Genomic DNA, 21372 nt, shown 5'->3' with positions numbered 1-21372 from the left:
GCGGCGGGCATCGGCAGGGCGCCGCCCCCCGTCGTCGGCCGGGCCTGCCGGGTCGGCCGGGAGGCCGGTCCCGGCGCATGCGCGCAGGCTCCCGGTCCCGCGCTTCCTCGCCGTCCCGAAGAGCCCGGCCGCGAGCTCCGCCGGCCCCGGATCGCGCTCCATGGCATCCGCCGTCCCCCGATAAGGTGCCAGGGATCGCCCCCGGGACGGTGGAATGCACCGGGTACCCCGCGGGTTCTCCTACAAGAGACGATCGACGAAAGGCTGGAACACGGTGTTCGACCCGACGGATCTCTACCGGCTCAGCGAGGACGTTCCTGAGCTGACCGATCCGGTGCTCCTCTACCACTTCGACGGGTTCGTGGACGCGGGCGGCGCCGGCCGGCTCGCCCTGGGTCACCTGCTGGCCGAGCTGGAGCACCGGGTCGTCGCGACCTTCGACGTGGACCGGCTGCTCGACTACCGGTCCCGGCGCCCGGTCATGACGTTCGACACCGACCGGTGGACGGCCGTCGAGAGCCACGAGATCGTCCTGCGCCTCGCCCACGACACGACCGGCACGCCGTTCCTGCTGCTCACCGGCCCCGAGCCGGACCGCGAGTGGGAGCTGTTCACCGCGGCCGTCGGCACGCTCGCCACCCGGCTCGGCGCCGGCTCCCTGGTGACGGCGCACGGCATCCCGATGGCCGTCCCGCACACCCGTCCGCTGGGCGTCACCCCGCACGCCAGCCGCGGTGAGCTCATCGCCGGCCGGCCCAGCGTCTTCGGCAAGGTCCAGGTGCCCGGCAGCGTGGCCGCCCTGATCGAGTTCCGGCTCGGCGCGCAGGGCCACGACGCCTCCGGCTACGCCGTGCACGTCCCGCACTACCTCGCCCAGGCCGAGTACCCCACGGCCGCGGTGACCGCCCTGGAGGAGATCACCAAGGCCACCGGCTTGGTCTTCCCGCTGGAGGGCCTGCGCGCCGCCGCCGAGCAGACCACCGCCGAGATCGCCGCGCAGATCGAGGCCTCGGAGGAGCTGTCCACCGCGATCGCCGGTCTGGAGCAGCAGTACGACGCGTTCGCCGCCGGCACCGAGCGGAGCCTGATGGCCGAGCCGTCCGAGATGCCCACCGGCGAGGAGCTCGCCGCCCAGTTCGAGGCCTTCCTCGCCGAGCGGGACGAGCGCCACGGTGACTGAGGCGGACGACCTGCGCGTCGGCCTCGTCGGGTACGGCGTGGCGGGGGCGTTCTTCCACGCCCCGCTGATCGCCGCCACGCCGGGCCTGCGGCTGACGACCGTGGTCACGCGCGACCCGCGGCGCGCCGCCGAGGCCTCCGGCCGGTACGGCGTGCGCGTCGCCGCCGGCGCCGAGGAGCTGTGGGACTCGGTCGACCTGGTCGTGGTCGCCTCCCCGAACCGCACGCACGTCCCGCTGGCCACCGCGGCCCTTTCGGCGGGGTTGCCGGTGGTGGTGGACAAGCCGCTGGCGGCGACCGCGGCCGAGGCCCGGGGCCTGCTCGACCTGGCGCGCGAGCGCGGCCTGATGCTGACCGTGTTCCAGAACCGGCGCTGGGACGGCGACTTCCTGACGATCGAGCGGCTGGTCGCCTCCGGCGAGCTCGGCGCCGTGCGCCGGCTGGAGTCCCGCTTCGAGCGCTGGCGGCCCGTCCCGAAGGGCGGCTGGCGCGAGCTCGGCGGCGCCGAGGAGGTGGGCGGGCTCCTGTACGACCTGGGCAGCCACCTGGTCGACCAGGCCCTGCGCCTGCTCGGCCCGGTCACGTCCGTCTACGCCGAGTCCGACGTCCGCCGCGCCGGGGTCGCCTCCGACGACGACACCTTCATCGCCCTCACCCACGCCGGCGGGGCCCGTTCCCACCTGTGGGCCAGCGCGGTGGCCCCGCTGCTCGGCCCCCGTTTCCGGGTCCTCGGCGCGGAGGCCGGCTACGTCAAGCACGGCCTCGACGTCCAGGAGGACCGGCTCCGCGCGGGCCTCGTCCCCGGCTCCCCCGGCTTCGGCGACGACCCCGAGGAGCGCTGGGGCGTGCTGGGCACCGAGGAGTCGGGCCGCCGGATCCGCACCGAGCCGGGCGCCTACCTCGACTTCTACGCCGCGGTGGTGACCGCCCTGCGTGAGGGCGCCGCGCCGCCGGTCGACCCCGAGGAGGTCGCGTACGCGCTGACCGTCCTGGAGGCGGCCCGCCGCTCGGCCGCCGAGGGCACGGCCGTGGCGCTCTGATCCTCCTCCCCCTCCCCCGGCGGCGGGCCCCGCAGGATCCCCCGCCGGGAGCGTCCCGGAGGCTGCTCCGCACCCCCGCCGTCCCCCGGCCGCGCCCCCGCCGGTCGCCACTGTGAGGGCCTGTACGGAATCGCGATCAGACGGATCGTCTGCGCTTCGGCTCCCGGCCCCGGTAGGCCGTCGCCGTGGCGCGTGAAGACCTCACCGACGAAGGAAGCCTCCTCTCCCTCCTCGGGCGGACACGTTTCAATCCGGGCTTGCCGTCAAGTTAGGTCGAGGTTCTACGGTCGTCATAAAGGTCTTGCCCGGCCGGTGTTCGAAGGAGCGATCATGAGTCTTGAGATCTTTGGCGTTGCGGACGACCCTCAGAATGATGTGGACGCGATCGTCGGCCTGGTTGCCGCAGTTCAGGCAGCCCAGCAAGACGAGCAGGTCGAGGCTTTCCTCAGTCTGTTCCGTAAGGCGGACCCGGTCTGGACGACCGGGCACGGCAAGCGCCTTTCCGGCTGGCAGACCATCCACGATTTCACCGCCCAGGTCCTTCCGGGATCCACCCAGCACGCGACCGCTACCTACACCCCGGTTCGGATCCTCTTCATCCGCCCGGACGTGGCCGCCGTCAACGTCCACCAAGTGCCCCTCAACCCTGACGGCACCCGCGCCGACGGCCCCGAAGGGCGCCCCTTCTACATCCTTGCCAAGGAAGAAGGCATCTGGAAGATCGCGGCCGCCCAGAACACCCAGGTCCACGAGAACCCCTGAACCATCCGACGTCACCGGCCCGTCGACTGTCACCCCAGATCCAATTCGACTGATCAGCGTGGACGGTACAGGCGGCGGGCCACCTGGGAGAAGACCATTGTGCTCCCGGTCACCGCAGCGACCAGGCCTCTACGAACTTCAGATCTCCAAAGGAATCGGAGGCTTCGGCTCCACAAGACGGCTCCGCGTAGCTGGAGGCCGGGGAGGCTCGATCAGGGACCACTCCTCATCGGTGAGGTCTCCACGCGCCATGGCGACGGCCTGCCAGGGCCGGAGCCGAAGCGCGGACGATCCGTCTGATCTCAACCCCCTACAGGCCCTAGTCGCGCAGGCGGGACCTCAGCGCGGCGGTGTCGGCGTCGGTCCAGCCCTGGTCGGCGAGCCAGCCCAGGGGTCCGCCGAAGCGGTCGTCCAGCACCTCGAGGAGCTGCTCGATGTACTGCGGGCGGGGCCGGTGGTCGTCGGCCGGGCGGGAGTCGAGGTCGTCGCGGTAGGTCGCGCTGGCCCGCAGCCGGGCCATGATGCCGTCGATGCGCTCACCGGTGGCGACGTAGTCGGAGACGATGGCCTCGCGGGTGGCCCCGGCGACCTCCAGGGCGAGCGCGCACAGCACGCCCGTGCGGTCCTTGCCCGCCGCGCAGTGCACGATCGCGGCGCCGTCGTCGTGGGCCATGGCGCGCAGGGCCGCCAGCACGGAGTCCGGCCGGTCGCGCAGGTAGCCGTAGTAGAAGCCGGTCACCCGGAGCTCGGCGAGCTTCTCGTCCTCCACCCGCTCCTGCCAGGGCAGCACCCGGTCGGCGTCGATCGTGTCGGCCTCGGCGTCGGTGTGCCTGCCGCCCTCGGCGAAGAGGGTCAGGTGGTGGATGCTCACCTCGGGGACGCGGGTGAGCGGGCCCGGCCCCTCCAGGAAGACCTCCGGGCCGGAGCGCAGATCGATGACGTGGCGGAGCTTGAGCTCGGCGACGAGCCGCTCGACGTCGCGCTCACTCAGCCCCTGCAGGTTGTCCGACCGGTAGATCCGGCCGAATCTCGTGGTGCCGCCGTCGACCGTGGCGAGCCCGCCGAGGTCGCGCACGTTGACGGCGCCTTCCAGATCGATCCATCGCGTGAAGTCGTTCATCACGGTGGAGTCTATACAGCCGGATATGGCCACACCATTAACACGTGGCATGTATCACCGTAAATACGGAAAACGGTTGATGGTCTTCGCGAATCACTCCGGCTTCCACACCCCGCCGGAAACTTCCGCGCTCCCCCCAGACGAAGATCCGGATCACCCCCCGAAGACACATACCAACCGGTCGGTATACTGACATGTCATGAAGCGCACTGTTTACGGCCCCGACCACGACGTGTTCCGCGAGTCGGTCCGGGAGTTCATCGCGCGGTCGATCACACCGCGCGCCGAGGAGTTCATCGAGAACCGCCTGATCGACCGGGAGGTCTGGCTGGAGGCCGGCCGGCAGGGCTTCCTCGGCCTGGAGGTCCCGGAGGAGTACGGCGGGAGCGCGGCCGGGGACTACCGCTTCAACGCGGTGCTGGGCGAGGAGCTTTCCTGGGCCGGCGCGGCCTTCTCCTCCAGCCTCGGCATCCACTACGACGTGGTCGCGCCGTACCTGGTGGAGCTGACCACCGAGGAGCAGAGGAAGCGCTGGCTGCCGCGCTTCTGCTCCGGCGAGATGATCACCGCGATCGGCATGAGTGAGCCGAGCGGCGGCTCCGACCTGGCCGCGCTGCGCACCACCGCGGTCCGCGACGGCTCCGACTGGATCGTCAACGGGTCCAAGACCTTCATCACCAACGGCTACTGCGCCGACCTGGTCGTGGTGGCCGCCCGGACCAGCCCCGAGAAGCGGGCCAAGGGCATCACGCTGTTCGCGGTCGAGACCGGGATGGAGGGCTTCACCCGGGGCCGCAAGCTGGACAAGGTGGGCCAGCCGGAGGCCGACACCGCCGAGCTGTTCTTCGAGAACGTGCGCGTGCCCGCCGAGAACGTGATCGGCGAGGTCGACCGGGGCTTCATCGCGATGATGGAGCGGCTCCCCCAGGAGCGGCTCGGCTCGGCCGTGGCGAACCTGGCGCACGCGGCGTCGGTGCTCGCCGAGACCCTGGCCTACGTCAAGGAGCGCCGGGCCTTCGGCCAGGCCATCGGCTCCTTCCAGCACAACAAGTTCGTCCTGGCCGACCTGGTCACCAAGGTCGAGGTCTCCCAGGCCTTCGTGGACCAGTGCGTGGCGGCCCACGCCGACGGCGAGCTGAGCGCGGTCGACGCGGCCAAGGCCAAGATGTGGACCTCCGAGGTGCAGGGCCAGGTGCTGGACGCCTGCGTGCAGTTGTTCGGCGGCTACGGCTACATGAAGGAGTACCGCGTCGCCCGCGCCTGGATGGACGCCCGGGTGACCCGCATCTGGGCCGGGTCCAACGAGATCATGCGTGAGATCATCGGCCGCGACCTGGGACTGTGACCCCGGCGGCTCCGGGGCCGGCCCGGGGCGCGGACCGGAGCACGCGGACACTACGGTGTCCGCGTGCTCTCCGTATCCCTGGACACCGTCCGCGTCTTCCTCCACGTGCTCGCCGCCGCGATCTGGGTCGGCGGCCAGCTGACCCTCGCCTTCCTCGTCCCGGCGCTGCGCTCGGCCGGCGAGGGGGTGACCAAGGTGGCCGCCCGCGCGTTCAACCGGGTGGCCTGGCCCGCCTACGCGGTCCTGTTCGCCACCGGCGTGTGGAACCTGCTCGAAGGGCTCGGTGACGACCCCGCCTACCGGCGCACCCTGGAGGTGAAGGTCGCCATCGTGGTGGTCTCCGGCGTCACCGCCTTCCTGCACACCCGCGCGGCCTCCCGGCGCGCCATCGCCGTGCTCGGCGCGCTCAGCGGGCTGTCCGCGCTGGCCGCGCTCTTCCTCGGCGTGATGCTGGGCTGAGTCCTCCCCCTCCGCGGGGCCGGAGCCCTTCCTCCTCTCCGCGGAGCCCTTCCTCCTCCCGGGGTCCTCCTCCCGGAGGCGAGCCGTCGTCCTCCGCGGGGACCGGCTTTCTCACCAGGTGAGAAAGCGAACATCACTTAAGAAATACCTATCGATCCCCTGTAATCTCTCCGAAAGGGACGATCAACCCGGGGGTGCCCATGCCCACGCGCACCGGCCAGGCCACCGGCACGGCCGCGCGCGCGGCGGTCACCGTGCACACCGCCCCCCTGATCCTGCCCGTCTCCGGACCGCCGATCGAGGACGGCGCCCTCGCCGTCCGGGACGGCCGGATCCTGCGGATCGGCCCGCGCGCCGCGCTCGCGGCCCTGTATCCCGGCCTGCGCCCGGTGCGCTGGCCCGGCATGATCGTTCCGGGGCTCGTCGACGCGCACGTCCGGCTGGGCCGCGCCCCCTCCCCCGCGCTGTCCTGCGGCGTCACCGCGGTCGCGGGCGTCGTGGCCCCGGACGGCGACCGGGACGCCGCCCGGGACGCCTGCGGCCCCCTCGACCCGGAGACCGTCGCCGGAGCCGTCCGGGCGGGCCTGGCGGGGGTGACCTATCTGGAGACCCGCTGCCCGGACGAGCGCCGCTGGGAGTCGGGCGAGCGCGACCGGCTCATCACCGCGCTCCGCGAGGTGGACCACCCGGGGATCGTCGGCATCGCCGCGCACTCCCCCGACCCGGAGGTCATGGAGGACCTGGCCGTCCTGTCCCGGACGTTCGGCCTGCGACTCCTGGCCGAGCTCGGCGACCACGGCGCCGCCCTCCTGGACGAGGCGGGCGCGCTGGGCCCCGGCTCCCACGTCGCGGTCTCCGGGCCGCTCGACGAGGCCGACCGCAAGCTCCTGCGCCTGCGCGGCACGGTGGCCGCCCTCACCTCCCCCTTCGCCGCCGAGGGCATGCTGGACGGGGAGAACCCGATCGCGATCGGCACCCGGACGGGCGGCGACCCGCTGGCGCTCGCCCGGTCCCTCGCCCGCGACCCCGGCACGGACCGGCTCCTGGTGGAGGCCCTGACCCTGGGCGGGGCCCGCGCACTCGGGCTGGACACCGGCCCCGGACGGCTGGGCTGCCTGGCGCCGGGCGCCCGCGCCGACTTCGCCGTCTTCGCGGTCGGGGCCGGCCCGGAGACCGCCTGCACCGCGCTGCTGCGCGAGGGGCCCGGCCGGTGCGTGGCCGCGTTCACCGGCGGCCGGGCCGCCTGGCGCCGTACGGGCACGGGGAGGGCCGCCCTCCGGCCGGACGGTTTCCGTACGGCCCCCGACCCCGCTCACCGATCGATTTCCGGATGAAACTGACGGTAAGGTGGCGAAAACCGCTGGGTATGGGAGGTTTTCGTATGGGTTCGCCGCCGGCCGACGGACAGGAACCAGGCCAGCGCCTGAAGGATCTCCAGACGGTGCTCGACTCCATCGTCGACTACGAGATCGTCACCCTGGACGCCGACGGCCGGATCATCGGCTGGAACCGGGGGGCGCAGGGCCTGCGGGGATACACCGCCGAGGAGGTCCTCGGACGGCCGATCTCGGTGTTCCACACCGAGGAGGACCGGGCCGCGGGTCTCGCCGAGCGCGCCCTCGCCACGGCCCGCGAGTCGGGGCGGTTCGAGACCGAGGGGTGGCGGGTCCGCAAGGACGGCACCCGGTTCTGGGCAAGCGTGATCATCACCTCGGTCCGCGACGAGAGCGGCGCGCCCGCGGGGTTCGTCAAGGTCACCCGCGACGTGACGGACCGGCGGCAGGCCGAGACGATGTTCCGCGGCCTGCTCGAGGCGGCGCCCGACGCCATGGTGATCGTGGACTCGGAGGGCCGCATCGTCCTGGTCAACCGCCAGACCGAGCAGCTGTTCGGCCACACGCGCGAGGAGCTGGTCGGCCGGCCGGTCGAGGTCCTGGTGCCGGAGCGCTTCCGCGAGCGGCACCCGCGCTACCGCGACGCCTTCTTCACCCACCCGCAGACCCGCCCCATGGGGGTCGGCCTGCAGCTGACCGGCCTGCGCCGCGACGGCACCGAGTTCCCCGTCGAGATCAGCCTGAGCCCCCTGGAGACCGAGAAGGGCACGCTCGTGTCCGCGGCGATCCGCGACGTCACCGAGCGCCGCGAGCAGGAGCTGCGGCTCCAGCGCCAGCGCGACGAGATCATGGAGCTGTCCACCCCGGTGATCCAGGTCTGGGACAAGGTGCTGGCGCTGCCCATCATCGGCACCCTCGACTCCATGCGCGCCGCCCGGCTGACCGAGAGCCTGCTGGAGAGGATCTCCGAGAACCAGGCCGAAGTGATCATCCTGGACATCAGCGGCGTCCCCGCCATCGACACCCAGGTGGCCCAGCACCTCCTCAAGACGGTGCAGGCGGCCACGCTGATGGGGGCGACGAGCATCCTGAGCGGCGTGCGGCCGGAGACGGCGCAGGCGATGGTGCACCTGGGCATCGACATCGGCCGGCTGCGCAGCCGCAACACGCTGCGCGACGCGCTGCAGCTGGCGCTGCAGATCGTCGCCGACCAGGCGGGGGCGGCGCGGAGCGCCGCCACGACGGTCATGGGGACCGGGACGGCCATGGGACAGGGGGCGCTGTGAACGAGATCGTCCCGATCATGCGGATCGGGGAGACGCTGCTGGTCAGCCTCCAGGGCGACCTCGACGACGAGGCCGTGCTCCGGGTCGAGGACCAGCTCTCCCGGGAGGTCGCCCGGACGCGCACGACGGGCACCCTGATCGACGTCAGCGGCCTGGCCGTGGTCGACTCGTTCATCGCCCGGGTCCTCACCCGCGTCGTCGCGATGATCCGGCTGCTCGGGTCGCAGGCGGCCGTCGTCGGGATCCAGCCCGCGGTGGCCATCACCCTGGTCGAGCTCGGCGTGCCCATGGGCCACCTGCACACCGCCCTCAACGCCGAGCAGGGCATGGCGCTGCTGGCGCGGCTGCGTGACCATGGCGCCTGAGCTCACCGGCACGGACCCGGTGGTCGTGACGATCGCCGCGGGAGCCGACCTGATCCACGTGCGCCAGGTGCTGCGCGCGCAGGCGCTGGAGGCCGGGCTCGGGCTCGTCGACCAGACGAAGCTCATCACGGCCGGCAGCGAGCTCGCCCGCAACATCGTCACCTACGCCACCGGCTCCCGCGGGACCCTCCGGGCCGAGCAGGTGCGGGCGGACGGCCGGCGCGGGGTCAGGGCGACCTTCTCCGACTCCGGGCCCGGCATCGACGACATCGAGCTGGCGCTCACCGACGGCTTCAGCACGGCCCGCAGCCTGGGCCTCGGCCTGCCGGGTGCCCGGCGGCTCACCGACGAGCTGACGATCACCTCGGCCAAGGGGACCGGGACGACGGTGGTGATCGTGAAGTGGGCGCGCTGACCCAGGCGGAGCACCAGCGCCACACGATCACCGCCGAGGAGGACGTCGGCGCGGTGCGCCGGGCGGTCGCCGCGACGGCCCGGCGGCTGCCCTGCCTGCGCGAGGGCGAGGCGGAGCTGGTGGTGACCGAACTCGCCACCAACGTCCTGCGGCACGCGCGGGCCGGCGGGTACGTCCTGCACCGGCCCTCCGGAGAGGGCATCGAGCTGCTCGCGGTCGACCGCGGGCCGGTGGGCGCGGCGCCGGGCGTGCCGCGCTGGGCGGTGCCCGTTCCCGGCGAGCCGGAGGTCCTGCCGCCGTTCGGCGGCCGGCCCCCCGTGGGGCCGGGTGGGGGACCGGGTGGGGGACCGGGTGGGGGACTCGGTGTGGGACTGGGCGTGGGGCTCGGCGCGGTACGGCGCCGCGCCTCGGTCTTCGACTGCTACTCGGGTCCCGGCGGGACGGCCGTGCTGGCCCGGATCGGCCCGTGCGCGCCCACCGCCGCCGGCCCCTGGCGCTGGGGCGGGGTGAACGTCCCGCTCGGCGGCGCCGGCGACTCCGGGGACTCCTGGGCGGTCGCCGCCGACGGGCGCCTGACCGCCCTCGTCGTCGACGGGCTGGGGCACGGACCGGCCGCCGCCGAGGCGTCGCGGGCCGCCGTCTCGGCGCTGGAGCGCCCGGCGCCCGGCCGCTCCCCCGCCACCGCCGACCTCAGCGGCTCCGGCGGCCCCGATGGCTCCAGCGGTCTCGAGGGCCTCGTACGGCGCGCGCACGAGGCCATGCGCGGCACCCGCGGCGGGGTGCTCGGGGTCTGCGCGCTCGGGCCGGACGGGCTGAGCTTCGCGGGGGTGGGCAACGTCTCCGGGCGGTTGCTGCTCGGCGGGGAGGGCCACCGCGAGAGCCGCGGCCTGCTGTCCCACCACGGGACCCTGGGCGTCCAGCTCTCCCCGCCCCGGATCCGGGTCTCCTCCTACCCCTGGGCGCCCGGCGCCGTACTGGTCATGGCCTCCGACGGGATCACCAGCCGCTGTGACCCGCTGGCCTACCCCGGGCTGCTGGAGCGGGATCCCGCGCTCGTCGCCGCCGTCCTCCAGCGCGACCACGGGCGCGACGGCGACGACGCGACCGTGCTCGTCGTGCGGGACGTCCGGGAGCCCGCCGTACAGGACACGCGGGAGGATCACACCTCCCGCGAGAACCCGCGAAGTGGTGGATCGTGACAGCAGGACATTCCGGGGAGCTCGCCGAGGCCCTCTCCGCCCTCGCCCGGCGGGAGGCCGAGCTCGAGGCCTGCCGGCGGCAGGTCGCCGATCTGGACGCCGAGCTCGAGGCGACGAGCCGGGGCCTCATCGCGCTCCACGCCGAGCTGGAGAACGCCCGGCAGGCCGAGGCCCGGCTCGCCGCGATCGTCCAGTTCTCCGACGACGCCATGTTCTCGACGACCGCGGACGGGGAGATCCAGACCTGGAACCCGGGCGCGGAGCGCCTGTTCGGGTACGGCGCGGCCGAGGCCGCGGGCCGGCCCGCGGACATGCTGGTGCCCTCCTCGTCGCTGCACCCGTTCGGCGAGGTGCTGGAGCAGGTCCGGTCCGCGGCCCAGGCCAGGAGCTACGACACCCGGCTGCGCCGCGGCGACGGCGGCCTGTTCGACGCCGCCGTCACCGTCTCCCCCATGGACGACTCCGGCGGCGCGCCGGCGGGCTTCTCGGTGGTGGTCCGCGACATCACCGACCGGCTCCGGCTGGAGGCCGAGCTGGCGGCCGTCCGCGCCCAGCAGGAGGTGATGAGCGACCGGGAGCGCATCGCCCGGGACCTGCACGACATGGTGATCCAGCGGATCTTCGGCGCCGGGCTGGCCCTGCAGGCCACCGCGGGGATGGTCAGGCACCCCCAGGCGGAGGAGCGCATCCGGAAGGTCATCGGCGAGCTCGACGTCACGATCCACGAGCTCCGCACCGCGATCTTCGATCTGCAGCACCCCCCGCAGCAGGAGACCACGTTGCGGGCCGCGGTCCTCCAGCTGACGACCGAGGCGGCCGAGCGGCTCGGGTTCTCCCCCGCGGTCGCCTTCGAGGGGCCCATCGACTCCGCCGTCTCCGACGAGGTCGCGGTCCAGCTGCTGGCCGTCCTGCGGGAGGCGCTGTCCAACATCGTCCGCCACGCCCGCGCCTCGGGCGCCGAGGTGGTGCTGAGCGCCGGGGCCGACCTGGTGCTGAGGATCACCGACGACGGGCGCGGCCTCGGCGAGACGACCCGGAGCAGCGGGCTGGGCAACATGGGTGAGCGGGCCAGGGAACTGGGCGGAGTCTTCGAGGCGGTCAGCCCGCCCTCCGGCGGGACCCGGCTCGTGTGGCGGGTCCCGCTCTCCTGACGCGTCCCCCGGCGCCTCCCGCGTCCCGCCCCCGTGCGCGAGGGCGGGGTGCCCTCAACCCGCCAGCGGCCGCCGGTCCCGGTGCGGGCCTGAGGAACCCCGGCCCGCGGCGGTGACCGGGCCGCGCGGCTCGGTGATCAGCTCGATCCCGGCGGGCAGGCCCGAGACGGTGGCGGTCCGGCCGCCGGCCGGCACCTCGACCGTGATCCGGGAGCCCGCCAGGGGCAGGCCGGAGATCCGCAGCCCCCCGAAGCCCTCCGGCAGGGCGGGGGCCAGCCACGCCTTGCCGTACGGCACCCAGGGGTCCAGCCGGAGCAGGCTGCGCAGCAGCTGGATCGGGGCCGCGGCCGCCCACGCCTGCGGCGAGCAGGAGGTGGGGTAGGGCACCGGGCAGGGGAACTCGGCGCGGTCGAACCCGCAGAACAGCTCCGGCAGCCGCCCGCCGAACGCCCGGGCCGCCTCCAGGAGCCCGGTGGCGATCCGCTGGGCCTCCGCCACGAAGCCGTAGCGCATCAGACCGGCCGCGACCAGCGCGTTGTCGTGCGGCCAGACCGAGCCGTTGTGGTAGCTCATCGGGTTGTAGGCGCCCATGTCCGCGGCGAGGGTCCGCACGCCGTACCCGGTGAACATCCGCGGCGACATCAGGTGGGCGGCCACGGAGGCGGCCCTGTCCTCCTCCACGATGCCGGTCCACAGGCAGTGGCCCATGTTGGAGGCGAGGGCGTCGACGGGACGGCCGGAGCCGTCCAGGCCCATCGCGTAGTAACCGCGGTCGGCCAGCCAGAACCGCTCGTTGAACGCCTCCCGGATCGCCGCGGCCCGCTCCAGGCAGCGCCGCTCGGTGGCGGCGTCGCCCGCCTCGCAGGCGATGTGGGCCCGGGCGAGGTAGGCGGCGTGCACGTACCCCTGGACCTCGGCCAGGGCGACGGGCGGCCGGGCGAGGGCCCCGTCGGCGAAGTTGACGCCGTCGACGGAGTCCTTCCAGCCCTGGTTGAGCAGCCCCTGGTCGGTCTTGCGCCGGTACCACAGCAGGCCGTCGGGCCCGCCGCAGGCCTCGATCCAGCCGAGGGCGGCGTCGGCGTGCGGGAGCAGCTCCTCGACGGCCTCGGGGTGCAGGCCCCAGCGGCGCAGCTCGCCCAGGAGCATGACGAACAGCGGGGTGGCGTCCACCGAGCCGTAGTAGGCGTGGCCGCCCACGCCGGAGCGGAGCTCGTGCATGATCTTGCCGGGCTCCTCCTCGGTGAGGGGGTCGGCCCTGCGCCCCTGCAGGCGGGCCAGGCGGCGCAGCGTGCCCAGCGCCAGGGACTGGTCGAGCGGGAGCGCCATCCACGAGGTCAGCAGCGAGTCGCGGCCGAAGAGCGTCATGAACCACGGCGCGCCCGCGGCGATCGCGGGCGGGTCCTCCGGGTGGTCGGGGTCGAACAGGCGCAGGCTCCCCAGGTCCTGGCGGGAGCGGCGCAGGATCTCCTCCAGGGCGGCGTCGCCGGTGCGGATGTCCGGGCTCAGCCGGGTCCAGTCGGCCAGCCGCCGGGCCGGGGCGGCGTGTTCGGGCGCGTGGTGGGAGAGGAAGGCGGCGGAGGCCTCCTCCCCCTCGATGATCGGGTTCACCTGGATCGTGGTCCGCCACTCCCCCCGGGCCGGGACGACCACCCGGAAGGCGAGCAGGCCGGGGGTGACGGTCAGCGCCTCGTCGTGCGGCTCCACGGTGATCCTGGCCCCGCGCGAGCGGTCGGCGGCGAACAGGCGCAGGCCGGACGGGTGCGGGGTCACCTCGACCTCGCCCACCCGCCGGACCCGCCCGGCCTTCACCTCGAACAGGTCGGCCACGTCGCTGCCCGCGTGCAGGGCGACCACGCACCCGGCCGGCTCCTCCGAGAGGTTGCGCAGCGTCAGGTCCTCGCGGAGCCCTCCGCCGACGTAACGCTCCCGGACCGCCAGCAGGGTGCTCTCCGCCCGGCCGGGGCGCGGGCGCGTCCTGCCCAGGAACGTGGCGTGGTACGGCTCGGCGGGGATGACCCGGAGCGTCTCGACGGGCGTGTCGTCCACCCGCAGCTCCCAGCGCGACAGCAGCCGGGTGTCGGCGTGGTAGACCCCCTGTGCCCCGCCGGGACGGATGTCCCCGTCCGGGCCGCACACGCAGAAGGATCCCCCCTCGACCAGCGTGACCGTGTCGCCCAGCGTCCGCGGCTGGCCCTCGAACGTCCACGCGTTCACCGGTGTGTCCTCCTTGGCGGCATTCCTCGTCTTGGCACGTCTTTGGGATGCCCATTACGTCACGCCGCCCACCCTCCGCAGCGGGAGGAGCACCGCGGCGTGTTCCTGTCGCACCCTCCTGCTTGGATGCCGTCATCACCGGCATCCGAGCAGAGACGGAGTGACTGATGCCCCCAGAGGACTTCCGCCGCGCGGCGCGGCACCGGGTGACGGGCCGCGGCCATGGCTGATCGCAAGCACGGCGTGCCCGCGCCGCCGACCGAGACGACGGTCCGCGGCGCGGACTGGGACGGCGAGGACCTCTCGGGCCAGGTGCACGAACGGGTCGCCTTCGTCGGCGTGGACATGACCGAGTCGACCAGCGGCGGCGCCCGCTTCTCCGAGTGCTCCTTCCGCGACGTGCGGTTCAACGCCTCCCGGCACACCGGGACGGCCTTCCTGAACTGCACCTTCACCCGGTGCACGTTCTTCGACGCCGCCTTCACCGCCTGCAAGTTCACCGGCAGCGTGTTCGACGCCTGCACCTTCGACCTGCTGAAGGTCGACGGCGGCGACTGGGCGTTCGTCGGGCTGCCCGGCGCGCCCCTGGCCGGGGCCTCCTTCACCGACGTGCGCATGCGCGAGGCCGACCTCACCGGCGCCCGGTGCGAGGGTGCCGTCCTGCGGGGGGTCGACCTGTCCGGGGCGTGGCTGCACGGCGCCGACCTGTCCCGCTGCGACCTGCGCGGGAGCGACCTGTCGGCGGTGGACCCGTTCGACGTCAAGCTGAAGGACGCGGTGGTCGACGTGCGCCAGGCGGTCACGCTCGCCATGGCGCTCGGCCTCCAGGTGCACGTGGAGTAGGGACGGGCGCGACCGGTGTGACACCGGGGACCGGACGGGCCGTACGCTCTGGACATGCGCAACACCCGATACGCACGTTCCGGAATGGTCTGCACCGTCGATCACCTGGCGTCGAGGGCCGGGATCGCGATGCTGGAGCGGGGAGGCTCGGCCGCCGACGCGGCGGTCGCGGCCAACGCCGTGCTGGCGGTCACCGCGCCCCACATGTGCGGGCTGGGCGGTGACCTGTTCGCGCTCGTGCACGACGGCTCCCCGGCGCCCGCGGCGCTCAACGCCTCCGGGCGGGCCGGGTCGGGCGCCGACCCGGAGCGCCTGCGGGCCGAGGGGCACGAGCGCATGCCGTTCCACCACGACGTGCGCTCCGTCCCGGTGCCGGGCTGCGCGGACGGCTGGCTGGCCCTGCACGCCCGGTACGGCAGGCTGCCGCTGGCCGAGGTGCTCGCCCCGGCGATCGGGTACGCCGAGGGCGGCTTCCCCGTCTCGCCGCTGATGGCGCCCGCCCTGGCGACGGTCGGCCCGCTCTGCGCGGACTTCGCCGACGCCCGCGCGGCCGGCGACCTGATCCGGCGGCCGGGCGTGGCCCGGGCACTGAAGGCGCTGGCCGGCGGCCGGGAGGGCTTCTACCTCGGCGAGTTCGGCGAGGGGCTGCTCGCGCTCGGCGCCGGGGAGTACACCGAGGACGACCTGGCCCGGCCCGCCGCGGAGTGGGTGGAGCCGCTGGGCAGGCGGGTCTTCGGGCACGACGTGTGGACGATGCCGCCGAACTCCCAGGGCTACCTGCTGCTGCTCGCGCTCGCCGTCGCCGAGGGGCTCGACCTGCCCGCCGACCCGGCCGACCCGCTCTGGGCGCACCTGCTCGTCGAGGCGTCCCGGGTCGCCGGGCACGACCGGCCGGAGCTGCTGTTCGACGGCGCCCGCGTCGAGGAGGCCCTGGACTCGGCCGCCGAGCGCCGGGCGACGGTCTCCCGGGACCGGCGGGCCGCGCTGCGCGACCTGGCCGCGCCCGGCGACACCACCTATCTGTGCGCGGTGGACGGCGACGGCATGGGCGTCTCGCTGATCCAGTCCAACGCCGCCGGGTTCGGCAGCCTGCTCTTCGAGCCGCGGACCGGCATCAACCTGCACAACCGGGGCATCGGCTTCTCCCTCGTCCCGGGCCATCCCGCCGAGTACGGCCCCGGCCGCCGTCCCCCGCACACGCTGGTCCCGGCGCTGGTCACCCGTCCGGACGGCTCGCTGCGGGCGGTCGCCGGCACCATGGGCGGCGACGGGCAGCCGCAGATCATGCTGCAGATCCTGACCCGCCTGCTCCTGCACGGCCTCCAGCCCGGTGAGGCGGTCGGCGCGCCGCGCTGGCGGCTGGGCACGGGCGGCACCGGTTTCGACACCTGGCACGCCCCCGACGAGGTCCTGGTCGAGCTGGAGGAGGGCGCCCCCTGGGACGGGGAGGAGCTGGCGCGGCGCGGTCACCCCGTGGCCGCGATGCCGTACGGCTCGGCGTTCGGCCACGCCCACCTGATCGACGTGCTGCCCTCCGGGGTGCTGGCCGGGGCGGCCGATCCGCGCTCCGCCATCGGGGCCGCCGCCGGATTCTGACCGGAGGCCCGGAAGATTCAGCGATTTGAGGTTTTTATGCCGTAATAGGGCAGATATCCATGTATGAGTCAATCACCTCCTGATCGCTATGGATTCAGCGACGAGCAGGCCTTCGAGTTCGAGCAGGCGACCAACGACCTCGGATTCGACCACCGCATCCTCGCCGACGACCCCCGGCACCGGGACAGCCTGGACGAGCGCCTCCGGCGCGAGGCGCGGGAGCGCTCGCGGACGCCGCGCGACTCGGGCCGGTTCATAGCCCCGGACCAGGGCTTCGGCCCGTACGACACGGACCAGGCGTACGCCACCGACGCCGGGGTCGACGACGGCGACCTGTCGGCCGAGGAACGCGCGATGCGCGTCGACCCCCGGTACTGAGTCCTCGGCGTCCCTCGGCGTCCCTCGGCGTCCCTCGGCGTCCCTTGTCTCCGGCCGCTCCGGCCGTTCAGCGGGGCGGGTGCGCGGACAGCGCCGCCACCAGGTCGGCGAAGCCGTCGACGACGTGGTCGGCCTCGCCGGCCGCCTCCGGGCGGGCCGCGTGCAGGTGTCCCCAGGGACCGCGGCGGATCAGCGCGGTGCGCATGCCCGCCGTACGGGCCGGGCGCACGTCGTTGTCGAGCCGGTCGCCCACGTAGAGGATCTCCGCGGGCTCCCGGCCGGAGACCGCGACGACCTTGGCGAAGAACGCCGGGTCGGGCTTGGCCACACCCCAGTCGTCGGAGGTGTAAATCGCGTCCACCGGCAGGTCCATCGTGGCCAGCGCGTCGTAGGCCTGCGGCGGCTGGTTGCCCGCGATGATCAGCTCGTAGCCGAGGGCGCGGAGCTCGGCCAGGCCTGGCCGCACGTCCGGGTAGAGGTCGTCCGCGTCGAAGTTCACCCGCAGGCCGTCGGGGTCGTCCCGCTTCCATGCCTCCTGCTCGGCCTCCAGGTCGAAGCCGGGCCGCAGGATCTGGAACGCCTCGGCGAAGGAGCGGTCGAGCGCGGCCATGCCGCCCAGCACGCCGAGCATCGTGAACCGCGTGACCCCGAGCCGGTCGGCCCAGCGCGACCAGATCCGGGTCTCATCGATCAGGGTCTCCCCCACGTCGAACACCACTGCCCTGATCACGATGACCTCCCCTTCGCCCGGACCACCGCATCCTAGTGCCGCCCCGGGCGGCGTCCGCCCCGGTCCCGGCCCGGCGCTCCCCCTCCGGTGGGCCCGGGCCGCCGCCGCCGGAGCGCGCCCTCCGCCGGCACACGCCGGAGGGCGCGGCGTGGCGATCGCACGTCAGAGGCGCCAGCCGCGTGCGACCGACCGGTGGCACCGCTCGGGGGTGTCGCCCGCGCCGACGAACAGCGCGGTCAGCAGCGGCACGCCGTGGGCGAGCGCCTCGCGCGGCAACGGGCCGGTCGCGACCAGCGACGCCAGCCCGTGGCCGATGACCCAGCTCCGCGTGGCCAGCTCCAGCGGGTCGGCGTCGGCTCGGAACCGGCCGGCGGCCACGGCCCGTTCGGCGGCGTGGACCAGGCGGTGCAGCGTGCCGTCCGCGGCCCGGGCGTCCTCGAGGCCGGACGCGGGGTCGAACATGACCCGGTAGAGATCGGGGACGGCCAGGGCGTTGGACAGGTACGCGGCGCCGAGTGCGGCCAGGTCACGCACCGGATCCGCCGACGACGGGACCGCGGCGAGGCGGGCCGCCAGGCGGGTGAACCCCTCCTGCCGCACGGCTCTCCACAGTCCCTCCATGCCACCGAAGTAGGTGTAGACGGCCATGGTCGAGACGCCGGTCCCGTCCACCAGCGAGCGGAGCGTGACCGGCTGCCGGGCGGCGAGCATCTGCGCGGCCCGCTCGATCAGCAGGGAGCGGACCGCCGGATCCTTCGTCCTCGCCATGACAGCACGATACATAACATCGCTATGCTTCTTCACATAACACTGTTATGTTTCAGGTGAACGCCGACCACCGCACCGCCCCGAGGAGTGGACATGCCCGTGACACTGGTCAACCCCGAAGGACTGCCGAAGCCCGACGCCTACCGCCAGCTGTCGATCGCCAGCGGCTCCAGGCTGGTTTTCCTGGCCGGCCAGGTGGCCCGTGACGCCGAGGGCCGGAAGGTCGGCGAAGGCGACCTGGCCGCCCAGGTGGAGCAGGCCTACCTCAACATCGGCACCGCCCTGGCCGAGATCGGCGGATCGTTCGACGACGTGGCCAAGCTGACCGTCTACGTCGTCGACTGGACACCGGACAAGATGGCGCCGCTTGGAGAGGGAGTCGCACGGGCCGCCGCGAAGCTGGGCGTCGACCCGGTCAAGCCGATCACCCTGCTGGGCGTCGCGGCGCTGGGAGAACCCGATCTGCTGGTCGAGGTCGAGGCCACCGCGGTCCTCGCCTGAACGGGGCGCCCCGGGATCCCGGCGCCTCGGCCGCGCCCGCCTGCCCCTCGTTCCGGTGGGCGCGGCCGGACGGGGGCGGCCCACCGGAGGCGGCCCGGCCGTCCCCCGGACCGGCGCCGCCGGCTCGCGGACGATCAGGCGGCCTACACGTCAGTTGAGGGTTAGCCTGCGAATCCTCAACCGCAACAGCGAATTCTCCGCTAAACCCTCTATAGGAAGTTCAATGGAATACTTGAAAGCATGAATTCCGGTAGCAGAGCTGGAGCCATTTCCCATCACCTCTCCTCCGAATCACCCGAATCACCCGGATCGCTGGACTCTCCCGGGCAGGGCGGCCGCCCGCCCCGGAACGGCGCCGCGGGAGGCGCGGAGGGAAGCGCCGTGACGGGCGCCCCCGGCCGGCGCACGCCCGACCACAGCGCCGCCGACAGCCACGACCTCATCCAGGTCCGCGGCGCCCGCGAGAACAACCTCGCCGGGATCTCCCTCGACATCCCCAAGCGGCGGCTCACCGTCTTCACCGGAGTCTCCGGCTCCGGCAAGTCCTCGCTGGTGTTCGACACCATCGCCGCGGAGTCGCGGCGGCTGATCAACGAGACCTACACGGCGTTCGTCCAGGGGTTCATGCCGAGCCTCAACCGGCCGGACGTGGACGCCCTGCACAACCTGAGCGCCGCGATCATCGTCGACCAGGAGCGGATGGGCGCCAACGCCCGCTCGACCGTGGGCACCGCCACCGACGCCTACACGATGCTGCGGCTCGTCTTCAGCAGGCTCGGCGTCCCGCACGCCGGCCCGGCCTACGCCTTCAGCTTCAACACCCCGCAGGGCATGTGCCCGGCCTGCGAGGGCCTCGGCAAGATCACCGACATCGACGTCGACGAGCTCGTCGACCGCGAGCTCTCGCTCAACGAGGGCGCGATCAAGGCGCCCGGGTTCGGGGTGGACACCTGGTACTGGCAGGTGATGGCGAACTCCGGCTTCTACGACCCGGCGGTCAAGCTGAAGGACTTCACCGCGCAGCAGTGGGAGGACCTCCTGCACCGGCCGACCACCAAGGTCAAGGTCGGCTCCAGCAACCTCACCTACGAGGGTCTCGCCGTCCGGGTGCGCAAGCAGTACCTCGGCAAGGACCGCGAGTCGCTGAAGGGGCAGGCGCGCGCCTTCGCCGACCGGGCGGTCAAGCTCCTCCCCTGCCACGAGTGCGGCGGATCCCGGATCAACGAGGCCGCGCGCTCGTCGAAGATCGACGGGTTGAGCATCGCCGACTGCTCGGTGATGCAGATCAGCGACCTGGCCTCCTTCGTCCGGAAGCTCGACGCCCCCGAGGTCGCGCCGGTGCTGGCGAACCTGCGCGCCACCCTGGACTCCCTGGTGGAGATCGGCCTGGGCTACCTGAGCCTGGACCGGGAGTCGGCCACGCTCTCGGGCGGCGAGTCCCAGCGGGTGAAGATGGTCCGCCACCTCACCTCCAGCCTGACGGACGTGACGTACGTCTTCGACGAGCCGACCGCCGGCCTGCACCCGCACGACATCCGGCGGATGAACGACCTGCTGCTCCAGCTGCGCGACAAGGGCAACACCGTGCTCGTGGTGGAGCACAAGCCGGAGACGATCGAGATCGCCGACCACGTGGTCGACCTCGGTCCCGGCGCGGGCACCGCGGGCGGGCGGCTCTGCTACGCCGGCGACCTGGACGGGCTGCGCGCCTCCGGCACCCTCACCGGCCGCTACCTCGACCACCGGGTACGGCTGCGCGAGACCTTCCGCCGGCCCTCCGGGCACCTGCCGGTCAGGGGCGCCTCCATGCACAACCTGCGCGGGGTGGACGTCGACATCCCGCTGGGCGTGCTCACCGTCGTCACCGGCGTCGCCGGGTCCGGCAAGAGCTCGCTCATCCACGGCTACGTCTCCGGCCGGGAGGGCGTGGTGGTGGCCGACCAGTCGCCGATCCGCGGCTCGCGGCGGAGCAACCCGGCCACCTACACCGGCCTGCTCGACCCGATCCGCGCCGCCTTCGCCAAGGCCAACGGGGTCAAGCCCGCGCTGTTCAGCGCCAACTCCGAGGGCGCCTGCCCGGCCTGCAAGGGCATCGGCCTGATCTACACCGACCTGGCGATGATGGCCGGGGTGGCGACGGTCTGCGAGGAGTGCGAGGGCCGGCGCTTCACCTCCGAGGTGCTGGCGTACACGTTGCGCGGCAGGAACATCAGCCAGGTGCTGGAGATGCCGGTCGCCGAGGCGGCCGGGTTCTTCACCACCGGCCCGGCCAAGGTGATCCTGGACCGGCTGGCGGCGGTGGGACTGGGCTACCTCGGCCTCGGCCAGCCGCTCACCACCCTGTCCGGCGGTGAGCGGCAGCGCCTGAAGCTGGCGGTCAACATGGCGCGCAGCGGCACCGTCTACGTCCTGGACGAGCCGACCACCGGCCTGCACCTGGCCGACGTCGACCACCTGCTGGGCCTGCTGGACCGGCTGGTCGACGACGGCAACACGGTCATCGTCATCGAGCACCACCAGGCGGTGATGGCGCACGCGGACTGGATCATCGACCTCGGCCCGGGCGCCGGCCACGACGGCGGCCGGGTCGTCTTCACCGGCACCCCCGCCGAGCTCGTCGGCGCCGGCGACTCCCTGACCGCGGTCCACCTGCGCGACTACGTCAACCGGCCGTAGGCCGGTGACCG

20 protein-coding genes are annotated in these 21372 nt (G+C 73.5%); 16 read left to right on the top strand and 4 right to left on the bottom strand.

Annotated elements, in window-relative coordinates:
• Window positions 1–274 precede the first annotated feature (274 nt).
• The 3 genes from ACFOWE_RS23410 (at window position 275) to ACFOWE_RS23400 (ending at window position 2981) form a co-directional block, all read left to right on the top strand.
• Entirely contained in the window at window positions 275–1180 is a 906-nt protein-coding gene (locus ACFOWE_RS23410; protein WP_377291256.1) for a proteasome assembly chaperone family protein, read from the top strand.
• Window positions 1173–2219: a Gfo/Idh/MocA family oxidoreductase gene (locus ACFOWE_RS23405; protein ID WP_377291254.1), complete on the top strand. Its 1047-nt coding sequence runs from the start codon at window positions 1173–1175 to the stop codon at window positions 2217–2219. The genes ACFOWE_RS23410 and ACFOWE_RS23405 overlap by 8 nt, the downstream gene beginning before the upstream one ends.
• A 330-nt stretch (window positions 2220–2549) precedes the next feature.
• Window positions 2550–2981, top strand: a complete 432-nt coding sequence (locus ACFOWE_RS23400) for an SgcJ/EcaC family oxidoreductase (RefSeq protein WP_377291252.1) — start codon at window positions 2550–2552, stop codon at window positions 2979–2981.
• A gap of 319 nt (window positions 2982–3300) precedes the next feature.
• Here the strand turns inward: ACFOWE_RS23400 and ACFOWE_RS23395 are convergent, their stop codons facing one another.
• Window positions 3301–4101, bottom strand: a complete 801-nt coding sequence (locus tag ACFOWE_RS23395; RefSeq protein ID WP_377291250.1) for a tyrosine-protein phosphatase — start codon at window positions 4099–4101, stop codon at window positions 3301–3303.
• Window positions 4102–4300: 199 nt separating this feature from the next.
• On the opposite strand from ACFOWE_RS23395, the gene ACFOWE_RS23390 reads away from it, so the two are divergent.
• The 8 genes from ACFOWE_RS23390 (at window position 4301) to ACFOWE_RS23355 (ending at window position 11655) form a co-directional block, all read left to right on the top strand.
• Window positions 4301–5446, top strand: a complete 1146-nt coding sequence (locus ACFOWE_RS23390) for an acyl-CoA dehydrogenase family protein (RefSeq protein WP_377291248.1) — start codon at window positions 4301–4303, stop codon at window positions 5444–5446.
• 63 nt (window positions 5447–5509) lie between these two features.
• Window positions 5510–5905, top strand: a complete 396-nt coding sequence (locus ACFOWE_RS23385) for a hypothetical protein (RefSeq protein WP_377291246.1) — start codon at window positions 5510–5512, stop codon at window positions 5903–5905.
• Window positions 5906–6105: 200 nt separating this feature from the next.
• Window positions 6106–7239, top strand: a complete 1134-nt coding sequence (locus tag ACFOWE_RS23380) for an amidohydrolase family protein (protein ID WP_377291244.1) — start codon at window positions 6106–6108, stop codon at window positions 7237–7239.
• 107 nt (window positions 7240–7346) lie between these two features.
• A complete protein-coding gene (locus ACFOWE_RS23375) occupies window positions 7347–8525 on the top strand; it encodes a PAS domain S-box protein (protein ID WP_377291242.1) in 1179 nt (392 codons plus the stop codon).
• Complete coding sequence (locus ACFOWE_RS23370) at window positions 8522–8890, top strand: STAS domain-containing protein (protein WP_377291240.1); 369 nt, start codon at window positions 8522–8524, stop codon at window positions 8888–8890. The genes ACFOWE_RS23375 and ACFOWE_RS23370 overlap by 4 nt, the downstream gene beginning before the upstream one ends.
• Window positions 8880–9305, top strand: coding sequence for an ATP-binding protein (locus ACFOWE_RS23365; protein ID WP_377291238.1), 426 nt, complete (start codon window positions 8880–8882; stop codon window positions 9303–9305). Before ACFOWE_RS23370 ends, ACFOWE_RS23365 begins: the two co-directional genes overlap by 11 nt.
• On the top strand, window positions 9293–10504 hold the full coding sequence (locus ACFOWE_RS23360; protein WP_377291236.1) for a SpoIIE family protein phosphatase: 1212 nt from the start codon (window positions 9293–9295) through the stop codon (window positions 10502–10504). Before ACFOWE_RS23365 ends, ACFOWE_RS23360 begins: the two co-directional genes overlap by 13 nt.
• Window positions 10501–11655, top strand: a complete 1155-nt coding sequence (locus ACFOWE_RS23355) for a PAS domain-containing sensor histidine kinase (protein ID WP_377291234.1) — start codon at window positions 10501–10503, stop codon at window positions 11653–11655. The genes ACFOWE_RS23360 and ACFOWE_RS23355 overlap by 4 nt, the downstream gene beginning before the upstream one ends.
• Before the next feature lie 54 nt (window positions 11656–11709).
• Here the strand turns inward: ACFOWE_RS23355 and ACFOWE_RS23350 are convergent, their stop codons facing one another.
• Window positions 11710–13869 (bottom strand): amylo-alpha-1,6-glucosidase, encoded by a 2160-nt coding sequence (locus ACFOWE_RS23350; RefSeq protein ID WP_377291232.1) that lies wholly within the window; start codon window positions 13867–13869, stop codon window positions 11710–11712.
• A 222-nt stretch (window positions 13870–14091) separates the two neighbouring features.
• Here ACFOWE_RS23350 and ACFOWE_RS23345 point away from each other — a divergent pair, with 222 nt between their 5' ends.
• The 3 genes from ACFOWE_RS23345 to ACFOWE_RS23335 all read left to right on the top strand — a co-directional run bounded on the left by ACFOWE_RS23345 (window position 14092) and on the right by ACFOWE_RS23335 (window position 16686).
• Window positions 14092–14712, top strand: coding sequence for a pentapeptide repeat-containing protein (locus ACFOWE_RS23345; RefSeq protein ID WP_377291230.1), 621 nt, complete (start codon window positions 14092–14094; stop codon window positions 14710–14712).
• 54 nt (window positions 14713–14766) lie between these two features.
• A complete protein-coding gene (locus ACFOWE_RS23340; RefSeq protein ID WP_377291228.1) occupies window positions 14767–16308 on the top strand; it encodes a gamma-glutamyltransferase family protein in 1542 nt (513 codons plus the stop codon).
• 63 nt (window positions 16309–16371) lie between these two features.
• Window positions 16372–16686 (top strand): DUF5709 domain-containing protein, encoded by a 315-nt coding sequence (locus tag ACFOWE_RS23335; protein ID WP_377291226.1) that lies wholly within the window; start codon window positions 16372–16374, stop codon window positions 16684–16686.
• A 67-nt stretch (window positions 16687–16753) separates the two neighbouring features.
• On the opposite strand, the gene ACFOWE_RS23330 is transcribed toward ACFOWE_RS23335, so the two are convergent.
• Window positions 16754–17416 (bottom strand): HAD family hydrolase, encoded by a 663-nt coding sequence (locus ACFOWE_RS23330; RefSeq protein WP_377291224.1) that lies wholly within the window; start codon window positions 17414–17416, stop codon window positions 16754–16756.
• Window positions 17417–17578: 162 nt separating this feature from the next.
• Complete coding sequence (locus ACFOWE_RS23325; RefSeq protein ID WP_377291222.1) at window positions 17579–18184, bottom strand: TetR/AcrR family transcriptional regulator; 606 nt, start codon at window positions 18182–18184, stop codon at window positions 17579–17581.
• 93 nt (window positions 18185–18277) lie between these two features.
• Here ACFOWE_RS23325 and ACFOWE_RS23320 point away from each other — a divergent pair, with 93 nt between their 5' ends.
• Both ACFOWE_RS23320 and ACFOWE_RS23315 read left to right on the top strand, forming a co-directional pair.
• Window positions 18278–18685 (top strand): RidA family protein, encoded by a 408-nt coding sequence (locus ACFOWE_RS23320; protein WP_377291220.1) that lies wholly within the window; start codon window positions 18278–18280, stop codon window positions 18683–18685.
• A gap of 750 nt (window positions 18686–19435) precedes the next feature.
• A complete protein-coding gene (locus ACFOWE_RS23315; protein WP_377291349.1) occupies window positions 19436–21361 on the top strand; it encodes an ATP-binding cassette domain-containing protein in 1926 nt (641 codons plus the stop codon).
• The last annotated feature ends 11 nt before the right edge of the window (window positions 21362–21372 follow it).

This window comes from Planomonospora corallina, from assembly GCF_042650625.1.
GTDB lineage: Bacteria > Actinomycetota > Actinomycetes > Streptosporangiales > Streptosporangiaceae > Planomonospora_B > Planomonospora_B corallina.
This window is presented reverse-complemented; position numbering and strand designations above follow the sequence as displayed.